Origin of the sequence: Streptomyces sp. NPDC091377 (genome assembly GCF_044757045.1) — a bacterium.
Taxonomy (GTDB): Bacteria; Actinomycetota; Actinomycetes; order Streptomycetales; family Streptomycetaceae; genus Streptomyces.
On sequence record NZ_JBIVUE010000034.1, the window covers coordinates 1 to 18,811 of the forward strand.

The window sequence follows — 18,811 nt, forward strand, 5'->3', positions numbered from 1 at the left end:
ATCCGGGCGGCCACAGCTTCGAGTTCGCCGATCCGGTGCGGGAGGCGTTCGAGCGGTCGCCGCAGTACCGGCGGGTGATGGCTGCCGTGGATGAGAGGACGCGCCGTGCGGAGCCGGATCCCCCGGACCATGCCACGGGCAGACAAGGCCCCACGAAGGGGTGGGCACCGCCCGCGTGAACGTCCCTCCGCCCGCCAGGCAGCAAGGCCCCGGGCGGAGGGAGCACCAACCGGCCGCCCGGGGGCCGCTCCAGGGGACCCGGCGGCGGGTGCTGGCCGTCCGTCCGTATCCGTGTCCACGCTGCCGTGCGGGAAGGGGGCGGGCGTTCCCCCGGGCCCCCGACATCTGTTGTTGCGAGCACCCCGTGCGCGGGGAGAGGAGTTGCGAAGGTGAGTGAGCCGCAGGGTCCGTACGGGAGCGATGACGGAGTGGATCCGCTGATGGCCGCGTTCACGGCGCTCAGGGTCGCCCAGACGATCCTGGACGTGGTGCGCGAGCGCCTGGACGAAGCGCAGCGCGCGGAGACCGAGCGGCGCCGGGCGGCGGCCTGCTCGCTGAGGACGGGCCGCACGGGCAGACGCGCCGGGGGTGACAGGCGCCGAACCTGACCCGCCCAGCCGTCCGCCCCGCGCCCACAGGTGCCCCGCCCGATGGCGGGACGGACGGCCCCGAGTCCCCCCTGGACGGTGACGGGGGCGGGCGGTCGCCCCTTTGGAGAGGCCACTGGACGCGGGAAAGGGGCCGCTCTGACCGAGCGGCACCCTGTCCCCCGGAGCGGCCCGCGAACGGCGTCCCGTGCGCGAGGCCCGCCACCCCCGCCCGGACGGCGGGGGCGGGGCCACGGCCCCAGAGCTGGGGTTGCGACGATCAGTAGAACCCAGGCGGGGAGGGGCCGGGCTTCTGATGGAGGACAGATTTGGGCGGGGTCGGAGCGTCAGGGGCTCCATGCTCATCCATATGCGTAAGGGATACCCCGACGACCGGCCGGAGCCGTCCCCGCGTGGCCGACCGTGGAGGGGACGGGGCCGGCGGGGGCGGGGCGGCGAAGCCACAGTCGAGTGAAGGAAGTACAGCGATGATCCGCAAGACTCCGAACCCCTGGGTTCTGCGTGAGTGCGACCACCAGTGGACCGACTGGTCCGGCAAGCAGCGCTGCCGGAAGTGTGGTGCCACACAAGGCTGATCCCTGACCGACCGACTCCGAGGGGGGCCGGACTTCCCGGCCCCCCTCCCATCTGCCTGCGGGAAGCAATGAGCGAGCGCATTTTCTGGGAAGAGTTGCCGGCCGGGTTACGCGACGCCGTCGAGGAACGGACCGGCGCGGTGCGGAGTTCCGCCGTCGTCGCCTCGGGGCTGAACTGTTCCGTCGCTCTCGTCCTGGATACCGCCCGCAACGGTCGCCTGTTCCTCAAAGGGGTCCGGCAGTCGGACCACGACGGCATGCGCGGACTGCGCTACGAGGTCATGGTCAACGAGATGGTGACCGGGTGCGGCCCCGGACTCCGCCACCGGTTCCAGGTGGCGGGGTGGGTCTGCCTGGCGTTCATCCACGTCGAGGGGCGGCACGCCGACCTGGGCCCGGGATCACCGGATCTCACCTCCGTGCGCCGGACCCTGTCCCGCATGAGCCGCCTGTGGATCGAGGGGCGGCACCGGGTCGAGGAGTACGGACTTCCGCACCTGGTGGACGAGTTGGGGCAGTTCCTGCCGGACCGGGAGAGGGAGTTGCTGAAGGGGCGCAGTCTCCTGCACACCGACACCAATCCGCACAACATCCTGATCTCCACGACCGGCGGCGACGCCTACGTCATCGACTGGGCCATGCCCGTCCTCGGCCCCGACTGGGTGGATGCCGCGAACACGGCCGTCCGGCTCATGGAGTACGGCCACGACGCCCCCGCCGCTCTCGCGTGGCTGCGCGGGTTCGACGCCTGGGAAGCCGCCGACCCGCAGGCCGTCGAGGCATACGTACGGGCCACCTGCCGGCAGTGGACCGCGCGGGTCGGGGAGAAGGACGCCCGGGCGAGCAACGGCCGGTTCCGCCAGCTGCTCGGCCACCCGCACCGACCGGCACTCACGGCACGCGACAGCCGTCGACGGGCTCTGTGACGCCGGGTACTACCGTGGCCGCATGATCCTTGAGTCGCTTGTCGTGGGGGCCGGGCGAGATCTTCTCGTGGCCGTGTTGACGGAGGTCACGGCGTTGTACGCCGCCAACCGGGAGTTCCAGGGGCTCAGTGGCGAGTTCCCGGACCCGGACGACATCCGCACGGAGCAGGTGGCGGCGGCGCTGGCGGACGAACTGGCGCAACCGGGGGCCGAGGTGCTGCTGGCGCGCAGCGCGGGACGGCTGGTCGGGGTGGTCATCACCCTCGCCCGGCATCCGGACCCCGAGGACCCGGACCCCTGGATCGGGCTGCTGATCGTGGACAGCGAGGTGCAGCGGCAGGGGTACGGGCGGCGGATCGCGCGGGCCGTGGAGGAACGGTTCCGGGAGGCCGGACGTACGGCCGTACGCCTCGCCGTTCTCGACAACAACCCCCAGGCCATGGCCTTCTGGACCGCCCTCGGTTACGACGTCGTCGACCACCGGCCCGACCGGCAGCACGGCTGCCCCTGCTCCGTCCTCCGCCGTGTCCTGCGCACCCCCCGCCGCGCCGCCCGCGTCGCCGTGCTGGACCCCGAGGGCGCGGTCTTCCTCTTCCGGTACGACAACGTCGAGGTCGGGGTGCACTGGGCCATGCCCGGCGGCGGCCTCGACGCCGGCGAGAGCCCCCGCGACGGCGCCCTGCGCGAACTCCGCGAGGAGACCGGCTGGACCGACCTCGTCCCCGGCCCGCTGCTGGGCGCCTGGGAGCACGACTTCACCCACTCCGGCGTCCCCGTCCTCCAGCACGAGCATCTCTACGTCGCCCACGGCCCGCGCCGCGAACCCGCAGGCCCGCACCTCTCCGCCGCCCACGCCGCCGACGGCATCCTCACCTGGCGCTGGTGGGCCCGCGACGAACTGCGGGCAGCGGAGGAGGCGCTGTGGCCGCCCCACCTCGCGGGGCTGCTGGACGAGTGGGAGCGCCGGGAAGGCCCGGAGGGCCTGGAGCGCCGGGGAGGTGAACGCGAGCGGTGACCGTCGTGCGCCGTGCCCTCACGGACGGGGCGGTTTCTTCTTCCCGAACAGCCAGTCCTTCCACACCCCGCGCACCTCGCGGACCTTCTTTCCCGTCTTCCCCGTCTTCTCCGTCTTCTCCGTCTTCCCCGTCTTCTCCGTCTTCTCCGTGGCCAGTGCCTCCACGTACGTCATGAAGTCCTCCGTACTCGCGTTGCCGTGGCGGTGGGTGGCCGGCCAGTCCCGGAGGAGGGCGGTGAAGGCCCGCTCGCCCAGTACGGCGCGCAGCCGGTGGAGGACCATCGCGGCACGGTCGTAGACGGGCTGACCCGAGATGTGTGCCGCGTCCGGCGGGTCTCCGGGCGGGAACGACCAGACGGCCGCGTTCTCCCCGGGGTCGTCGTAGTACGTCCCCGAGTACAGCGCGTCGAAGGTCTCCTCGGCGCTGAGCCCGCCCTCGTCCTCCTCCCACATCCACTCCGCGTACGTCGCGAAGCCCTCGTTGAGCCACATGTCCCGCCAGGTCCTCGGACTGACCGAGTTCCCGTACCACTGGTGGGCGATCTCATGGACCAGCAGCCGGGCGGTGGGGGCACCGGGGAAGACGGGCCGGTTCTGGGTCTCCAGCGCGTACCCGAGGCCGTCGGCCTTGTCCACGATCGCGCCCGCCGAGGAGAAGGGGTAGGGGCCGAACCGCTCCCCCGACCACTCCAGCACCTCCGGGATCCGCCCCAGCACTTCCCGGCTCGCCTCCGCCTCCGAGGGGTCGACGGCCGTGTGGAGGGCCAGGCCGTCCTCCGTGACCGTACGGCTCACCTCGAAGCGGCCGATCGCCACCGTCGCCAGATACGACGCCATGGGCGCGCCGGTGCGCCAGGTGAACGTCGTACGGCCGCCGCTCGTCCGCTCCGCCACCGGCTCACCGTTGGAGACCGCCGCCAGCCCCTCCGGCACGGTGACCGCCATGTCGTAGGTCGCCTTGTCGGAGGGGTGGTGGTTGCCCGGGAACCATGCCATCGAGCCCACCGGCTGGCCCAGCGCCAGCGCCCCGTCCGCCGTCGGCAGCCAGCCCTCCTTGGAACCGTCCGGGTCGGTCACCGTCTCCGGGTTCCCCGCGTACCGGACCGCCACCCGGAAGTCCGCGCCCTTGCCGATCGGGGCCGGCACGCTCACCGTCAGCTCCTGGCCCTGCCGCTGCCAGCGGGCCTTCTTCCCGTCGACCTCCACCGTCTCGACCGCCAGCCCCTGGAGGTCGAGGTCGAACGCCGAGAGGCGCTTCGCCGCCCGGGCCGTGATCAGCGCCCGGCCGGTGAGCCGCCGGTCGGCGGGGACGTACGCGAGGTCGAGGGCGTAGTGACGGACGTCGTAGCCGCCGTTGCCCGATTCGGGGAAGTAGGGGTCGCCCAGACCCGAACCGCCGGGAGAGCCCGAACCGCCGCCCGTCGTGGTGCAGGCCGTCGCACCGGTCAGCAGGGTGAGCGCCACCAGCGCGGACGCGAGCGGTCGGGCCCGGGCCCTCGCGCCGGGTGACGGCGTCGTACGGCGCCGGCGCGCTGGGACAACAACCGCGAATCGGGGCACGTCCGCGATCTTAAGTCGACCGTGACACCATCACCTCCGTGCTCGACATCGGCTATGCCCTCTCCAACCGGTTCCCGGACCCCCCGCAGACCGACTACCGCCGCGCCGATGTGCACGCGCTGCGGCACGATCTGTTCTGCGGTGACGTCTATCTCGCCGACACCGAGGCCGACCGGGAACTGTCCACAGCCTGGGGATGGGTGCCGGTGCTCGACTTCGCGTGGGCGCTGTGCGACATCGTGGAGCAGTTGGACCGGGACCCGGCCGGCTCCCGCGCCGCCCGCCCCCAGCACGCCGAACTCGACTTCACCGAGTCCACCGACCGGATGTTCTTCGAGCGCCGCTTCGGCTGGGTGGACATCGACGCCGACTGGATGCCGAGCGACGAGAAACCCCTCAGCTTCTCCCACTCCGCACTGCGCCGTGAGGCCCGGGACTTCCTCCACGATCTGCTCGCCGATCTGACCGACCTCCACGAGGACCTCGGCGAGAACCCGGCGATCTGGACCCTCCAGGCCCGCTTCCCCCGTCTGTCCTGATCCACCACACACACAGACGCACAGACACACACAAACACAGACACAGACACGCACGCACGCCGTCACCCCGTCACCTCGTCGCCCTCTGTTCCTCCTGTTCCCCGGCCCCCTCCGCCAGCACCCGGAGCCCCAGCTCCGCCGCCAGCACCGGCGCCAGGTCCAGCAGCTGGGCCGGGCTGATCACCGCCCCGGCCAGCCGGTCCACGCCCCGGGCGATCTCCAGTGACGCGGCCCCGCGCAGATCGACGTCCGTGAGGCTCGACTGGCCGAAGTCCGCCCCCTTCAGCGCGCAGTCCACGAACTCCACCCGCTCCAGCCGCGCCCCGCCGAAGTCCGGCTCGACCAGCACACAGCCCTCGAAGACCACGTCCTTCAGCCGGGCCGCGCGGAAGTTGGCGTAGTCGATCTTCCCGCCCCGGATCAGCACCCGCTCCAGCACGGCCCCGTGCAACTGGACACCGCCGAGCCGCGCCTCCCTCACCTCCACGTCCCGGAACGTCGACTCCGCCAGATTCGTACCGACACCGCGCGGGGCCGTGACGACGGTGTCCAGGAAGCGGGCGTGGTACAGCCGGGTCTCGTCCAGCGCGCACCCCGTCAGCGCGCAGTCCATGAAGCTCGCGCCCCCGCCGTCCTGCCCGCCCAGGTCGGCGTCCTCGAACCGCACCCCGTCGTAGTCCCCGTCCGGCTCCAGCCCCGGGCCGTCCCACGGCCGGAGGTCCCCTGGCAACCGCACCTCCGGCCGCCGCGCCCCCTTCACCCGTCTCTCCACCGGCCGCGCCTCCCTTCCCCTCCCCCGTGCCCCCGCTCCCGACCGGGCGGCGCCCTGCCCCCGTACGCCCCGCCCGTCCCCCGTGCCCACCGACGCTCGCCTCACCATGCCCCCATCGTGCACCCCACCACTGACAATCGCCCTGACCTGCACAGACAGCCAGGTCCACCGGCCCATCCCGAGTTTCTCCGCCGCCGATGTCACATTCCGGCCGCCCTGGAGGTCGTACTCACGACGGGGTCCGAAGCACCGGATCCAGGACCCCGATCCCCGGCCCCCGGCCCCGACCCTCGATCCCCGATCCCCGATCCCCCAACCTCGGATCCCCCAGCCCCTCAACCCCTCAACCCCTCAACCCCAGGGAGAGCACATGCACCGCATCACCGTCATAGGCGGCGGCTTCGCCGGACTGACCGCCGCGATCGCCGCCGCCGAGGTCGGCGCCGAGGTCACCCTCCACGAGGCGCACCACACCCTCGGCGGCCGGGCCCGCACCACGGACGGGCCGTACCGGACGAACGACGGTCCGCACGCCCTCTACAACGGTGGCCCGCACTGGACCTGGCTCCGCCGGCGCGATCTCATCGGGCCGCTCGCGCAGATCCCCCCGCTGGAGGCGGCCCGCTTCCGGCTGCGGCACCGCGGCACGCTGCGCCGCACCCCGCCTTTCGCGATGCTCAGGCTGCTGCGGCGCGACGCCCGTCAGGCCCCCGTAGACCAGGACTTCCTCAGCTGGGCCACCGAGCAGACGGGGGCGGAGGGCGCCCGCGCCGCCGCGCACTACTCGGCCGTGGCCCTCTTCCATCACGACCCGGGCGCGCTGTCCGCCGCGTTCGTCCAGGAGCGGCTGCGGCGCGCGGCCAAGCTGCCACCCGAGGCGCACTACCCGCGCGGCGGCTGGGCGTCGATGATCGACCGGATGGCCGCCCGCGCCTGGAGCCTCGGCGTCCGGGTCGAGACCGTGTCCCGCGTGGACACGCTGCCCACGGACACACCGGTCATCGTCGCGACCTCGCTGCCCGCCGCCCGGCGTCTGCTCAAGGACGACTCGCTGACGTGGACCAGCGGTCGTACGGCCCTCATCGATCTGGCCGTACGGACCCGGCGCGGCGACGCGTTCGTGGTGTCCGACCTGGACGCGCCCGGCTGGCTGGAACGGTTCACCGCGCAGGACCGCGGCCTCGCCCCCGCCGGTGAGCAACTCCTCCAGGGACAGATCCCGATCGCCCCGCACGAGTCCCGCGCCGACGGCATCGCCCGCGCCGAGGACTTGCTCGACCTCGGCTTCAAGGGCTGGCGCGAGCGGGTGACCTGGCGGCGGGAGGCGATCGCGGCGGGCCGTACGGGGGCCGTGGACCTGCCCGGCACGAGCTGGCGGGACCGGCCCGCGGTGGACCGGGGCGACGGGGTGTACCTCGCCGGGGACGAGGTCGCGGCGCCGGGTGTGCTGTCGGAGGTGTCCTTCAACAGCGCCCTGACGGCGGTGTCGCTGGCGCTCGGCCACCAGGGACTGGCGCTCGGCCACCAGGAACAGGCGCTCGGCCACCGGGAACAGGCGCTCGGCCACCGGGAACAGGGCTCGCCCGGGGCGGACGGCGCCATGGACGGGCCGCACGGACGCGACCGCCTTGACCTCAAGCAAACTTGAGATTGAACAGTGGGGGCAGCCCGGAAGAAACGTCCACCGCACGGGGAGCCCCTCATGCACGCCATCCGCCTCCACGCCTTCGGCCCGGCCGAGAACCTCACCTACGAGGAGGTCCCCGACCCGGTGCCGGGGCCCGGCCAGGTCCGGATCGCCGTCGCCGCGGCCGGTGTCCACCTCCTGGACACGGCCCTGCGCAAGGGCGAGCAGGGCCCGCTGCCCGATCCGACCCCGCTGCCGACCGTCCCCGGCCGGGAGGTCGCCGGCACGGTCGAGTCGCTCGGCGAAGGAGTGGACGGGCGGTGGCTCGGCCGGCCCGTCGTCGTCCATCTCGGCTTCGGGCCCGGAGGCTACGCCGAACTCGTCGTCGCCGATGTCGACCGGGTGCACGAGATCCCGGCGAACCTGGACGCCGCCCAGGCCGTCGCCATGATCGGAACCGGGCGTACGGTGATGGGGATCCTCCAGTTCGCCCGGCCCGGCCCGGACGAGGACTCCGTGCTGGTCGTCCCGGCCGCCGCCGGCGGCATCGGCACCCTGCTCGTGCAGTACGGGAAGAACGCCGGGGCCACCGTCATCGGCCTGGCCGGCGGCCCGGAGAAGGTGGCGCTGGTCGCGGCGAACGGCGCCGACCTCGCCGTCGACTACACCCTCCCCGACTGGCCCGCCGAGGTCCGCGCCCATCTCGGCGACCGACAGGCCACCCATGTCTTCGACGGCGTCGGCGGCGACACCGCCCGCGAGGCCGTGGCCCTGCTCGGCCCGGACGGCCGGCACATCGTCTTCGGCTGGGCCGGCGAGGGCATCCACGACGGCGGGCCGTACCTCGTCGAGGGGCTCAGCACGGAGGTGCTCCGCCTGCCGATGCTGGAGATGGCCGGTGGCCCGGACCCGATACGCACCCTCGAACTCCGCTCCCTCACCGAGGCGGCGGCCGGCCGACTGGTCCCCGCGCTACACCGCTTCCCCCTGGCGGAGGCCGCCGCCGCGCACCGGGCACTGGAGAACCGGGGGACGACGGGGAAGGTCGTACTGGAGCCGTGAGGCCCCAGGCCACCCAGGCCGCCCAACCACCCAAACCACCCGGGCCACCCAAACCACCCGGGCCACCCGGGCCACCCGGGCCACCGATACGCTCCATACGCCCCATATGTTCCAGATGCGCCACCCCCCGATCCATGGTCGACTGACCTGGTGAGTGTCACCCGGACAGGTGAGCCCGCCGCGGAGGCAGATCCCCGGCGCTGGTGGGGTCTGGTGATCATCGGGCTGGCGCAGCTGATGGTGGTGCTGGACGCGACCATCGTGAGCATCGCCCTCCCCTCCGCGCAGGCCGACCTCGGCATGTCCAACGGCAACCGGCAGTGGGTCATCACCGCGTACACCCTGGCCTTCGGCGGCCTGCTCCTCCTCGGGGGCAGGGTCGCCGACCTGGTGGGCCGCAAGCGCACCTTCGTCATCGGCCTGATCGGCTTCGCGGGCGCCTCCGCGCTCGGCGGGGCCGCGGTCAGCTCCGGGATGCTGTTCGGCGCCCGCGCGCTCCAGGGCGTCTTCGCCGCCCTCCTCGCGCCGTCCGCGCTGAGCCTGCTGACCACCACCTTCACGGACCCCAGAGAGCGCGGCAAAGCGTTCGGCATCTACGGCGCCATCGCGGGCAGCGGCTCGGCGATCGGGTTCATCGTCGGCGGTGTGCTCACCGAGTACCTGAACTGGCGCTGGTGCCTGTACGTCAACGTCCCCATCGCGATCATCGCGGTCTTCGGCGGGCTGTCCCTGCTGCACGAGAGCCCCCGCTCGCCCGGCGCCCGCCTGGACGTGCCCGGCGCGATCCTCGGCTGCGGCGGACTGGTCGCCATCGTCTACGGCTTCAGCGAGGCCGAGCCGCGCGGCTGGACGGACTCGCTGGTCCTCGCCCTGTTCGCCGTCGGCATCGCGCTGCTCGTGGCGTTCGTGTGGTGGCAGACCAGGGCACCCCGCCCCCTGCTGCCGCTGCACATCATCAAGGACCGCAACCGCGCCGGCTGCTTCCTGACCATGACCCTGGCCACCATCGGCCTGTTCGGTCTGTTCCTCTTCCTGACCTACTACCTCCAGGTCATCCTCGGCTACTCCCCCGTCAAGACCGGCCTCGGCTTCCTCCCGCTGACCGTGGCCATCATCATCGGCTCGACGCAGATCTCGGCCCGGCTGCTCCAGCATGTGTCCCCGCGCACCCTGATGGTGCCGGGCATGCTCCTCGCCGCGGTCGGCATGCTGCTGCTGACCCGGATCACCATCGCCTCGGACTACGCCGCCGAGATCCTCCCGGCGCTGCTGCTGATGGGGCTCGGCATGGGCCTGACGTTCATGCCGGTCTTCGCCACCGCCACCGCGGGCGTCGCCCCGGAGGACTCCGGCGTCACCTCCGCGACCGTCAACACCTCCCAGCAGGTGGGCGGTTCCATCGGCACGGCCCTGCTCAACACCATCGCCACCACCAGTACGACGGCGTACATCACCGCGCATCTCGTCAACCCCGCCGACCGCGCCCGGGTGATCGCCCAGGGCACGGTCCACGGCTACACCGTCGCGATCTGGGTCGCCGCCGGGGTCATGGTCCTGGCGGGACTGGTGGCGGCCCTCATGGTGACGGCGAAGCCCCCGAAACACGCGGCCCGGACGGACACGCCGGTACCGGAGTCAGTGGTCTGAGCCGGTGAGGAACCTGAGCCGGTGAGGAACCTGAGCTGATGGGAATCCTGAGCCGGTGAGGAACCTGAGCTGACGGGAATCCTGAGCCGGTGAGAAAGGGCGCCGCGCCCTGGCGAGGTTCGCCCCAGCCCCGGCCCCCGGCCCCGGCCCCCGAAGACGTTCACCCCCGCCCCCCGAAGACGTTCACCCCCGCCCCGCCACCCGGTCCGCCACCCGTGCCAATCGCGAGGACTCCGCCCCCGGCGCCACGGACTCCCGGCGATCGGCGGCCCGGTAGGTGGCGTACATCCCCTGCACCCCGAGCCACCGCAACGGCTCCGGCTCCCACTTGCGCACCTTGTGCCCGACCCACGGCAACTCGGTCAGCTCGGTCCGCCCGTCCTGCCCGGAGTCGTGCCGTACGAGATCCCGCAGGGTGCGCGCCGCGAGGTTGGCCGTGGCCACCCCGGAGCCCACATATCCGCCGGCCCAGCCCAGCCCGGTCGACCGGTCCAGGGTGACGGTCGCACACCAGTCGCGCGGCACCCCCAGCACCCCCGACCAGGCATGCTCGACCCGGACCCGCGCCAGCGCCGGGAACATCCCTACGAGGATCTCCCGCAGCGCCTCGACCGTCTCGGCCTGTGTGCGCCCGTCGTTGTCGGTACGCGAGCCGAAGCGGTACGGCACCCCGCGCCCGCCCAGCGCGATCCGCCCCTCCGCCGTGCGCTGGGCGTACATGTAGGCGTGGGCCATGTCGCCCACCGTCTCGCGCCCGGCCCAGCCCACCGCCGCCCACTGCTCCTCGGTCAGCGGCTCGGTCGCGATCATCGAGGAGTTCATGGGCAGCCAGGTACGCCGCTGCCCCTTGATCGAGGCGGTGAACCCCTCGGTGCAGCGCAGCACATAAGGGGCGCGGACGGTGCCGTAGGGCGTCACCGCGTGCCTCGGCCGGATCTCCGTGACCGGCGTCGACTCGTGGATGGTCACCCCCTGCGCCTCGACCGCCTCCGCGAGCCCGGTCACCAGCTTCACCGGGTGGATCCGCGCCCCGTGCGGCGTCCACGACGACCCCACCGCGTCACTCACCCGCACCCGCCCGGCCGTCTCGCGGGCCCCGTACAGCTCACGGTCCGTCTCGCCGTACGACAGCTCCTGCTCATGGTGTGCCTTGAGCCGCCCCCACTGGGCCGGGGTACGGGCGACTTCGAGCACCCCTCCCTTGTGGATGTCGGCGTCGACGCCCTCCGCCCCGGCGGCCCGGATCACTTCGTCGACGGTGTCGTTCATGGCCCGCTGGAGCCGTACGGCGGCGTCCTTGCCGTGCAGTCTCGCGTACCGGTCGCGGCCCGCGATGCCGTTGTAGAGCCAGCCGCCGTTGCGCCCGGAGGCGCCGTACCCGCAGAACTTCTGCTCCAGCACGACGATCCGCAAGGAGGGCGCCGCCTTGATCAGGTAGTACGCGGTCCAGAGCCCGGTGTAGCCGCCCCCGACGATCACCACGTCCGCGGACGTGTCCCCCGGCAAGGGCTCACGGGGCTCGGGAAAGCCGTCCTGCGCGTACCAGAAGGAGACGCCACCGTTCACGACACTGCTGCTCATGGCGGGGACCGTAACCCGCAGACCGGGCACCTGTCTCCTACGGAATCCGTGTTTCTGAGGCGGTCCGGCGCTTCGGATTCCGTCGTCTTCCCAGGTTGCCGAGGGGTGCCTAGGCTCGGCCACGTGATCGAGATCCCGCCGGAACTTGCCGCCTCCCACACGCAGCACAGCGGCGCGCGGGGCCGTGCCTTCATCGCCGCCCTGCCCGGTCTCGCGGCCCGCTCCCTCGACCGCTGGGGGCTGCGGACCGACGGCCCCCCGATGCACGGCATGGTGGCCCTGGTCCTGCCCGTCGTCCGGGCCGACGGCACCCCCGCCGTGCTCAAACTCCAGCCGGCGGACGAGGAGACCGAGGGCGAACCCACCGCGCTCCGCGCATGGGGCGGGGCCGGGGCCGTACGCCTTCTCGACCACGACCCGACCACCGGCACGATGCTCCTGGAGCGCCTCGACCCGTCCCGGACCCTCGCCCGGCACCCCGACACCCACGAGGCCGTCCTGGTCGTCGCCCACCTGCTGGCCCACCTCACCGCCACTGCCGCCCCGCCCGGCCTGCGCCGCCTCTCCGACCTCGCGCAGTCCCTGCTGGACCGCGCCCCGAAGGCCCTGGAGCAGATCCCCGACCCCGCGACCCGGCGCCTCCTCGCCGACTGCGCCGCCGCCGTCCGCGAGGTCGTGGACACCCCCGGCGACCGCCTCCTCCACTGGGACCTCCACTACGGCAACGTCCTCGCCGCCGACCGCGCCCCCTGGCTCGCCATCGACCCCAAACCGCTCGCGGGCGACCCCGGCTTCGATCTGCTCCCCGCCCTCGCCAACCGCTTCGACCCCGCCGACATCCCCTGGCGCCTCGACGCCCTGACGGACGTCCTCGGTCTCGACCCCGCCCGCGCCCGGGCCTGGACCCTCGGCCGCGTCCTCCAGAACTGCCTGTGGGAGATCGAGGAACGGGGCCCGGCGGCGGAACTGGAGACGGAGGTGGAGATCGCGCGGCGGGTGCGGGGGTGGTCGCCGGGTTAGGGTCCCCCGGTGGAGCGGATCCTGGTGGTCGGGGTGACCGGTGCGGGCAAGTCCACGCTCGCGCGCGCCCTGAGCCGCCGGCTGGACCTGCCGTACCACGAGATGGACGCGCTGCACTTCAGCGGCCCCGGCTGGGCCGTCAACAGCCGCCTGGCCGAGGACGTCTCCCGGCTGACCGCCGGGCCCCGCTGGATCGTCGACTCCCTCGGTTCCCCGGACGTCCGCGATCTGCTCTGGGAGCGCGCCGACACGGTGATCTGGCTGGACTACCGCAGACGCGTCGTCATGCCCCGCGTCCTACGCCGTTCCCTGCGCCGTACGGTCACCCGCGAGGCGGTCTACGGCGGCAACCGGGAGACCTGGCGGGACTGGCTGAGCCGCGAGCACCCGGCGTGGTGGGCCTGGTCCCAGCACGGCCCGCGCCACCAGGAGATCGCCCGGCGTGTCCGGGCCCCCCGCCCCGCCCCGCTCGACACCCTCCGCTTCGACCGCCCCGCCGCGACCGAAGCCTGGCTGTCATCCCTCTGACCACGCTCTTCCACGCTCATCTCACTGCCGTCACCGCCTCGGCAGTACCTAGCGCCGCACGATGAACGTTATCTGCCAGCCGGCGCCCCCGGCCGCGGCCGTCGCCACCGCCCCGGCGAGGAGGGGCGGCCCGCCGAACGCCCAGATGGCGACCGCGCCGATGATCCCGACGGCACAGATGGTCAGTTGGGCCCAGTGCAGGGCGCGGCTGGAGGGAGGGCGGACGCTGTGATCTCCGTGGTGGCCCCCGACGGCATCCCGTTGGACGCCGTCGTCGGATGTTCCGGTCATGCCGTTTCTCGTTTCCGGTGTGAGAGTGGGGCTTCAGGGCCCGCTGTTGGTCGGAGCCACGAGGGGGAAGACGCCGTAGGGGACGATCACACCACCAGGCAGACCGAACTCGACCCGCCCTTCGGCCCGTTCATCGGCCCGCCCTTCGGCCGGTTCATCGGCCTGATCCCGGGCCGGTTCGCCGGCCTGATCCCGGGCCGGTTCATCGGCCTGACCTTCGGCCTCTTCTTCGGCCTGGTCCGCCGCGTGTGCCTGTTCCTGTGCCTGTTCCTGTGCCTGTTCCTGTGCCTGTTCCTGTGCCCGTACGTGTTCCAGTGCGGGTGGGGTCTCCGCCGTGGGCGGGCCTTCGTCCATGCCCTCCACCAGGCCCGCCGCCTTGGCCAGCCTCCGCTGCCGGTGGCCGTTGCGGTGCGAGACCAGCATGTCCTCGTCGGAGATGAGCAGGACATCCAGGGTGAACGCCCGCTTGAGCCGGTTGCGCAGGGCGTCGTCCAGGACCGGGTGCCAGGTGGTGGAGCGCAGGACGGCCCGGGCCTTGCGGTCGGCCACGAACACGGGCACGTCCAGTTGGTTCCGCTGCAACCGCGGCTCCAGCATCGTGGAGGCGCGCAGCGCGCGTACCTCCTGGCGGCCGAGGTCACCGGCGCGGTTGGCCAGGAGGTCGTCCCACGCCTCGCGCACGCGCTCGCTCATCACCGGGCAGACCCGGCAGGTGGCCCGGCCGGTGACGACGTCGGACATCCGTACCCGGAACGTGGCGGCGCACTGGAGGCACTCCACCGTCCAGGGGGCCTCGAACCTGCGGTAGCGCTCGACGGGGTCGAATCCGGCCTTGCGCAGCAACCGCTGTGCCGTCTCCTGCGAGACCTCCCGGCCGGGGCTGTCCGCGACCACCGCCTCCAGGTGCGCGGCCTCGCGCATGCTCGCCCAGCGGTGGTGGTCGGCCTGCTGCTGCGCCCGCAGCCACGCCTCGATCCACACGGAGTGACGGCGCTCGGGGAGCCCGCACCCGACGAGGAACGCCTTGAGCCGGTTCATCGACCCCGGGCTCTGCCGGCGTTCGGAGATCCGGTTGGCCGTACTGCGGGACAGCTCCAGTCCGGCGGCCCGTGCCCGGTGCTGCATGACCCGGTACGACGGTGCTCCGCTGGTGAAGCGCAGCTCACCCAGGGCGGCGCACAGGTCGGGGACGTTTCGGATGAGGTGCGGCTGGGGCGCCGACGCCCCGGTTCTCCGTCCCTTGCGCCCGAGGTAGGCGTCGAGCCAGAGCCGGTCGATCTCGCCGATGTCCAGCCGGCAGGCGTGCGCGAAGGCGCGGGCGACGTCCAGCTTCGGGACGACGACTCCCGACGCGGCGCGTTGGAGGGTGGCCGCGCTGTAATCCCGGGTGCGTTTCGAGAGTTCGGCATAGGACAGCCCCCGCAGATGCCGTCCTCGGCGCAGGGCCAGGGCGAGTTTGCCCACCGGATTCAGTGAATCCGGGATCGGCTTTTCCGGACGTGCCACCGCCTGACACCTCGCCTCCGGAAAAAGGGAAGACGGATCCCCACTGCTGACGCTCCCATCTCGTCCCGGCCCTCTCTGGCGGGCCGAACGCGCTGCACACGCTTGCTGCTCCAACCGACGTTCGCCCAGCGGTAGTTGGCGCTACCCGAAAGGCGCACATCATCCTTCCACTTTCGCGTCTGCCCCCGCACGCCCTTGACGCACACCCCGCTTCCGTCCCGGGTACGGAGGCATCCCGCGTACGGCATGGGACGAACTGAATAAACCATCGACCAGCGATGCAGCCCCCTTCCGCAGACCGACGGAACAGGTGTTTACAGCGCACGAGAGCCGTCTATTTCATTTCGTCTCGTCATCGCTTGCGGAAATGCGGACAGCCCTGACACCATCCAGCGTCACGCCGCCCACCGCGACGGCGCCCTGTCTCAGTCGCTCCAACCGCACGTGAACAGGGATTTTGAGCCGGAAGCGTTGGCGCGCGACCCGGCTCACGAACGAGTCGGCCGCTGATACCGGGCCGACTCGTTCGCATTTACTGCGCAAGCCCGCTTCACACAGGCCCCTCTCCTGCCGCTTTCTGACCGCTTTCGATCGGTCCGCGGTACGTCGGTGGCCGACCGCCGCGCCGCAGCGGCTCAGCGGCTCAGCGGCTCAGCGGCTCAGCGGGCGAGCAACGGGCGGGGCCGATGTGCCGCCAGCAGGGCCATGTCGTCGGCGGTGAACCCGCCGGAGAACCGCCGTACGTCCTCCACGAGCGTGCTGAGCAGCCGGGCCGGGGTCGAGAAGGCCCGTCCGGTGAGCCGGTCGGCGGGATCGTAGAAGGCGCCCGAGTCGTCCCGGGCCTCCGAGAGGCCGTCGGTGTAGAGGAGCAGCGTGGCGGCCGGCGGGAACTGCCAGGCGTCGGGCCGATGGGGCGCGGGCGCCAGCTCGGAGAGCCCGAGCGGCAGCCGGAACGTCCGGGGTGTGAGCACGGTGACGCCGCCGTCCGAGCCGATGAGCAGCGGGGCGGGATGGCCGCAGTTCAGGACCCGCACCATGCGGTGATCAGGCGGGATCTCCACGAGGACACAGGTGACGAAGGCTTCGTCACCGTCGGTGCCGTCTCCCCCTTCGATGCCCTGCGTGCCGTCCGCGCCGCCCCAGCCGGGCGGACCGGGCGGACCGGGCGGACCGGCCCCGCCCCAGCCGGGCGGACCGGCCCCGCCCGTGCCGCCGACGCCGCCGCCCTCGCCGTAGACCCCGCCCCGGCTCGCGCGCTCCCGGGCCAGCGCGGACTCCAGTGAGCGGGCGATCTCGGGCAGGTCGGGTTCCCGGTCCGCCGCCTCCCGGAAGGCGCCGAGCACGACGGAGACCGTCTCGATGGCGGCGAGCCCCTTGCCCCGGACATCCCCCATGACCAGTCGTACGCCGTACGGGGTGGCACGGGCGGCGTACAGATCGCCGCCGATCAGCGCGTCCTGCTGGGCGGCCTCGTAGCGGACGGCGAGGCGCAGCCCGGCGAGGCGTTCGGCGGGCGCGGGCAGCACGGCGCGCTGGGCGGCCTCGGCGACCTCGCGCGCCGAGGCGAGTTGCGCGCGTCCGCGGCGCACGACGACGTTCAGCAGTACGGCCATGACGCTGACGAAGACGATCGTCGCCATCTCGGTGGCCAGGTGCTCGACGGCGGCCGACTTCCAGACGGACCCGGCGACGAAATGCAGCAGCACGGCGACGAGGAGCGCGAGACCGCCGAAGGCCACGGTCTCCCACCGGGCGAACAGCGGCGCGGCCATCAGCGGGGCGGCGACGAAGAAGGGCGTACCGGTGAGCTGGATCGGTGTGACCGTCTGGAAGACGACGCCGAAGACAATCAGCAGCAGCGGCAGCAGGCGCGACAATCTGGACAACCTCGACAGCCGCGGCAGCACGGACGCCGGCGGCTGTCCTTCCCGGAGCCACTCACCGCCGGGCACGACGACGGGCGAGGAGCAGGCCGAGGGCGATGCCCACGAGGATCGTGACCGTGAGCACGCTCCAGAGGGGCAGGGTGACCGTCGGCACCCACAGCCGGATGGTGACCGAGCCCGTGTTGGCGGCGATGAACCAGATCGCCAGCGCGGCCAGCACCACGAACCCGATGGTCCGCAGGCGCACGTCGCGCCCCTTGACCGTGAGGGTCGACGGCCCGTACGAGGGGTTGTCTGACTTTTGACGCATAAACCCCATTATCCTGCGATTCCCTCACCGGGGCTCTTCCTGCCCACCCTTCGCCCGGAATTCCCGGAACGACCCCGCTGACCTGCGGAGAACCCCGATCGGAGCCTTTCACCGGCCCTCGTCACACGCGTCCACAGGCTGTGGACCCTGCCGGAGAGGGGGAGCGCTTGACCCTCACGTGACGTCATGCCGCATCGTCGGCGGCGTGGAGGAACACCTGACCGTGGGACGCGTCGCCGGGCTGACCGACGTCAGCGTCCGCACCCTGCATCACTACGACCAGATCGGCCTCGTGCGGCCGTCCGCGCGGACGTCGGCCGGATACCGGGCCTACGCGGCGGGCGACGTGCGGCGACTGCGGGAGGTGCTCGCCTACCGGCGGCTCGGCTTCGGACTGCGCGAGATCGCCGATCTCGTCGACGACCCGGCCACCGACGCGGTCGCGCATCTGCACCGGCTGCGCGGCCTGCTGCTGGACCAGCGCGACCGGGCCGCCGCCATGGTGACCGCGATCGACCAGGAACTGGAGGCACACGCGATGGGGATCAGAACGACACCGGAGGAGCAGCTGAAGATTTTCGGGGCGCAGTTGTACGAAACCATCGGATCCGACTATCCGGCGACCCGGCGCACCGAGCCGCGGATCGCCGCGAAGGTCTGGGACGCGCTCGGGGACGCCCGGACGGTACTGAACGTGGGGGCCGGCACCGGTTCCTACGAGCCCCCGGACCGCGAGGTGACCGCGGTGGAACCGTCGGCGGTGATGCGGGCGCAGCGTCCCGCGGGCGCGGCGCCGTGCGTGGCCGCGCGTGCGGAGAGCCTGCCGTTCGAGGACGGGGCCTTCGACGCGGCGATGGCCTTCAGCACCGTTCACCACTGGCGGGACCCGATCGCCGGGCTGCGCGAGATGCGGCGGGTGGCCCGGCGCGTAGTGGTGTTCACGCACGACGCCAGTGACACCGGCTGGCGTCACCGGTTCTGGCTCACCCGCGACTACCTCCCCGAGGTCGCCGGTCTGGTCGCCGGCCGACCCTCGGTGGACCGGCTGGCCGACGCGATCGGCGCCCGCCTGGAACCGGTGCTCATCCCCTGGGACTGCGCCGACGGCTTCCTGGAGGCGTACTGGCGCCGCCCCGATGCCTACCTGGAGGAGCATGTGCGCCGCGCGGTGTCGGCCTGGACCAGGGTCGGCCCGCAGGCCGAGCAGCGGGCGGTGCGCATGCTCCGCGACGACCTCGCCTCCGGCCGGTGGGCCGAACGCAACCCCGATCTGATCGCCCTCGACGCCGCGGAACTCGGCCTCCGCCTCCTCGTGTCCTGAACCCGTCCGGGAGCACGGTCACAGCCGCCCGCACGGC

The 18,811-nt window shown here is 72.6% G+C and carries 17 protein-coding genes; 10 read left to right on the plus strand and 7 right to left on the minus strand.

Annotated elements, in window-relative coordinates:
• Positions 1-389: 389 nt before the first annotated feature.
• The 3 genes from ACIQNG_RS37920 (at position 390) to ACIQNG_RS37930 (ending at position 3,124) form a co-directional block, all read left to right on the plus strand.
• A complete protein-coding gene (locus tag ACIQNG_RS37920) occupies positions 390-608 on the plus strand; it encodes a hypothetical protein (protein WP_401491631.1) in 219 nt (72 codons plus the stop codon).
• A 643-nt stretch (positions 609-1,251) separates the two neighbouring features.
• On the plus strand, positions 1,252-2,109 hold the full coding sequence (locus ACIQNG_RS37925) for a phosphotransferase family protein (RefSeq protein ID WP_401491633.1): 858 nt from the start codon (positions 1,252-1,254) through the stop codon (positions 2,107-2,109).
• Positions 2,110-2,131: 22 nt separating this feature from the next.
• Positions 2,132-3,124 carry a GNAT family N-acetyltransferase gene (locus tag ACIQNG_RS37930; protein ID WP_401491635.1) on the plus strand — a complete coding sequence of 331 codons (993 nt, stop codon included), beginning with the start codon at positions 2,132-2,134 and terminating at the stop codon, positions 3,122-3,124.
• 18 nt (positions 3,125-3,142) lie between these two features.
• On the opposite strand, the gene ACIQNG_RS37935 is transcribed toward ACIQNG_RS37930, so the two are convergent.
• Complete coding sequence (locus ACIQNG_RS37935; RefSeq protein WP_401491677.1) at positions 3,143-4,588, minus strand: M1 family metallopeptidase; 1,446 nt, start codon at positions 4,586-4,588, stop codon at positions 3,143-3,145.
• Between the two features lie 134 nt (positions 4,589-4,722).
• Between ACIQNG_RS37935 and ACIQNG_RS37940 the strand changes: the two genes are divergently transcribed.
• The gene (locus ACIQNG_RS37940; protein WP_401428115.1) at positions 4,723-5,223 is read left to right on the plus strand and encodes a hypothetical protein; all 501 of its coding nucleotides are present in this window, start codon (positions 4,723-4,725) and stop codon (positions 5,221-5,223) included.
• A gap of 70 nt (positions 5,224-5,293) precedes the next feature.
• Here the strand turns inward: ACIQNG_RS37940 and ACIQNG_RS37945 are convergent, their stop codons facing one another.
• Positions 5,294-6,103, minus strand: a complete 810-nt coding sequence (locus ACIQNG_RS37945; RefSeq protein ID WP_401491637.1) for a pentapeptide repeat-containing protein — start codon at positions 6,101-6,103, stop codon at positions 5,294-5,296.
• Between the two features lie 262 nt (positions 6,104-6,365).
• Between ACIQNG_RS37945 and ACIQNG_RS37950 the strand changes: the two genes are divergently transcribed.
• The 3 genes from ACIQNG_RS37950 (at position 6,366) to ACIQNG_RS37960 (ending at position 10,331) form a co-directional block, all read left to right on the plus strand.
• Entirely contained in the window at positions 6,366-7,643 is a 1,278-nt protein-coding gene (locus tag ACIQNG_RS37950) for an NAD(P)-binding protein (protein ID WP_401491639.1), read from the plus strand.
• Between the two features lie 54 nt (positions 7,644-7,697).
• Positions 7,698-8,684 carry a zinc-binding dehydrogenase gene (locus ACIQNG_RS37955; protein ID WP_401491641.1) on the plus strand — a complete coding sequence of 329 codons (987 nt, stop codon included), beginning with the start codon at positions 7,698-7,700 and terminating at the stop codon, positions 8,682-8,684.
• Between the two features lie 150 nt (positions 8,685-8,834).
• Positions 8,835-10,331 carry an MFS transporter gene (locus ACIQNG_RS37960; protein WP_401428109.1) on the plus strand — a complete coding sequence of 499 codons (1,497 nt, stop codon included), beginning with the start codon at positions 8,835-8,837 and terminating at the stop codon, positions 10,329-10,331.
• A 183-nt stretch (positions 10,332-10,514) separates the two neighbouring features.
• Here the strand turns inward: ACIQNG_RS37960 and ACIQNG_RS37965 are convergent, their stop codons facing one another.
• Positions 10,515-11,912: an NAD(P)/FAD-dependent oxidoreductase gene (locus ACIQNG_RS37965; RefSeq protein ID WP_401491643.1), complete on the minus strand. Its 1,398-nt coding sequence runs from the start codon at positions 11,910-11,912 to the stop codon at positions 10,515-10,517.
• A gap of 123 nt (positions 11,913-12,035) precedes the next feature.
• On the opposite strand from ACIQNG_RS37965, the gene ACIQNG_RS37970 reads away from it, so the two are divergent.
• Positions 12,036-12,932 (plus strand): aminoglycoside phosphotransferase family protein, encoded by an 897-nt coding sequence (locus ACIQNG_RS37970; protein WP_401491645.1) that lies wholly within the window; start codon positions 12,036-12,038, stop codon positions 12,930-12,932.
• 9 nt (positions 12,933-12,941) lie between these two features.
• Positions 12,942-13,460 (plus strand): adenylate kinase, encoded by a 519-nt coding sequence (locus ACIQNG_RS37975; RefSeq protein WP_401491647.1) that lies wholly within the window; start codon positions 12,942-12,944, stop codon positions 13,458-13,460.
• Positions 13,461-13,508: 48 nt separating this feature from the next.
• On the opposite strand, the gene ACIQNG_RS37980 is transcribed toward ACIQNG_RS37975, so the two are convergent.
• The 4 genes from ACIQNG_RS37980 to ACIQNG_RS37995 form a co-directional block, all read right to left on the minus strand.
• On the minus strand, positions 13,509-13,751 hold the full coding sequence (locus ACIQNG_RS37980; RefSeq protein WP_401491649.1) for a hypothetical protein: 243 nt from the start codon (positions 13,749-13,751) through the stop codon (positions 13,509-13,511).
• A 33-nt stretch (positions 13,752-13,784) separates the two neighbouring features.
• Positions 13,785-15,257 carry a helix-turn-helix domain-containing protein gene (locus tag ACIQNG_RS37985; RefSeq protein WP_401491651.1) on the minus strand — a complete coding sequence of 491 codons (1,473 nt, stop codon included), beginning with the start codon at positions 15,255-15,257 and terminating at the stop codon, positions 13,785-13,787.
• Positions 15,258-15,916: 659 nt separating this feature from the next.
• Positions 15,917-17,134 (minus strand): PP2C family protein-serine/threonine phosphatase, encoded by a 1,218-nt coding sequence (locus ACIQNG_RS37990; RefSeq protein ID WP_401491653.1) that lies wholly within the window; start codon positions 17,132-17,134, stop codon positions 15,917-15,919.
• A gap of 61 nt (positions 17,135-17,195) precedes the next feature.
• Complete coding sequence (locus ACIQNG_RS37995) at positions 17,196-17,453, minus strand: DUF1049 domain-containing protein (protein WP_401428091.1); 258 nt, start codon at positions 17,451-17,453, stop codon at positions 17,196-17,198.
• Between the two features lie 205 nt (positions 17,454-17,658).
• Between ACIQNG_RS37995 and ACIQNG_RS38000 the strand changes: the two genes are divergently transcribed.
• Positions 17,659-18,774 carry a methyltransferase domain-containing protein gene (locus ACIQNG_RS38000; protein WP_401428089.1) on the plus strand — a complete coding sequence of 372 codons (1,116 nt, stop codon included), beginning with the start codon at positions 17,659-17,661 and terminating at the stop codon, positions 18,772-18,774.
• Positions 18,775-18,811: the final 37 nt, after the last annotated feature.

Coding starts and splice junctions, on each gene's coding strand:
- ACIQNG_RS37925 (WP_401491633.1), top strand. CDS start 1,252: ATGAGCGAGCGCATTTTCTGGGAAGAGTTGCCGGCCGGGTTACGCGAC.
- ACIQNG_RS37965 (WP_401491643.1), bottom strand. CDS start 11,912: ATGAGCAGCAGTGTCGTGAACGGTGGCGTCTCCTTCTGGTACGCGCAG.
- ACIQNG_RS37930 (WP_401491635.1), top strand. CDS start 2,132: ATGATCCTTGAGTCGCTTGTCGTGGGGGCCGGGCGAGATCTTCTCGTG.
- ACIQNG_RS37995 (WP_401428091.1), bottom strand. CDS start 17,453: ATGCGTCAAAAGTCAGACAACCCCTCGTACGGGCCGTCGACCCTCACG.
- ACIQNG_RS37955 (WP_401491641.1), top strand. CDS start 7,698: ATGCACGCCATCCGCCTCCACGCCTTCGGCCCGGCCGAGAACCTCACC.
- ACIQNG_RS37950 (WP_401491639.1), top strand. CDS start 6,366: ATGCACCGCATCACCGTCATAGGCGGCGGCTTCGCCGGACTGACCGCC.
- ACIQNG_RS37945 (WP_401491637.1), bottom strand. CDS start 6,103: ATGGTGAGGCGAGCGTCGGTGGGCACGGGGGACGGGCGGGGCGTACGG.
- ACIQNG_RS37980 (WP_401491649.1), bottom strand. CDS start 13,751: ATGACCGGAACATCCGACGACGGCGTCCAACGGGATGCCGTCGGGGGC.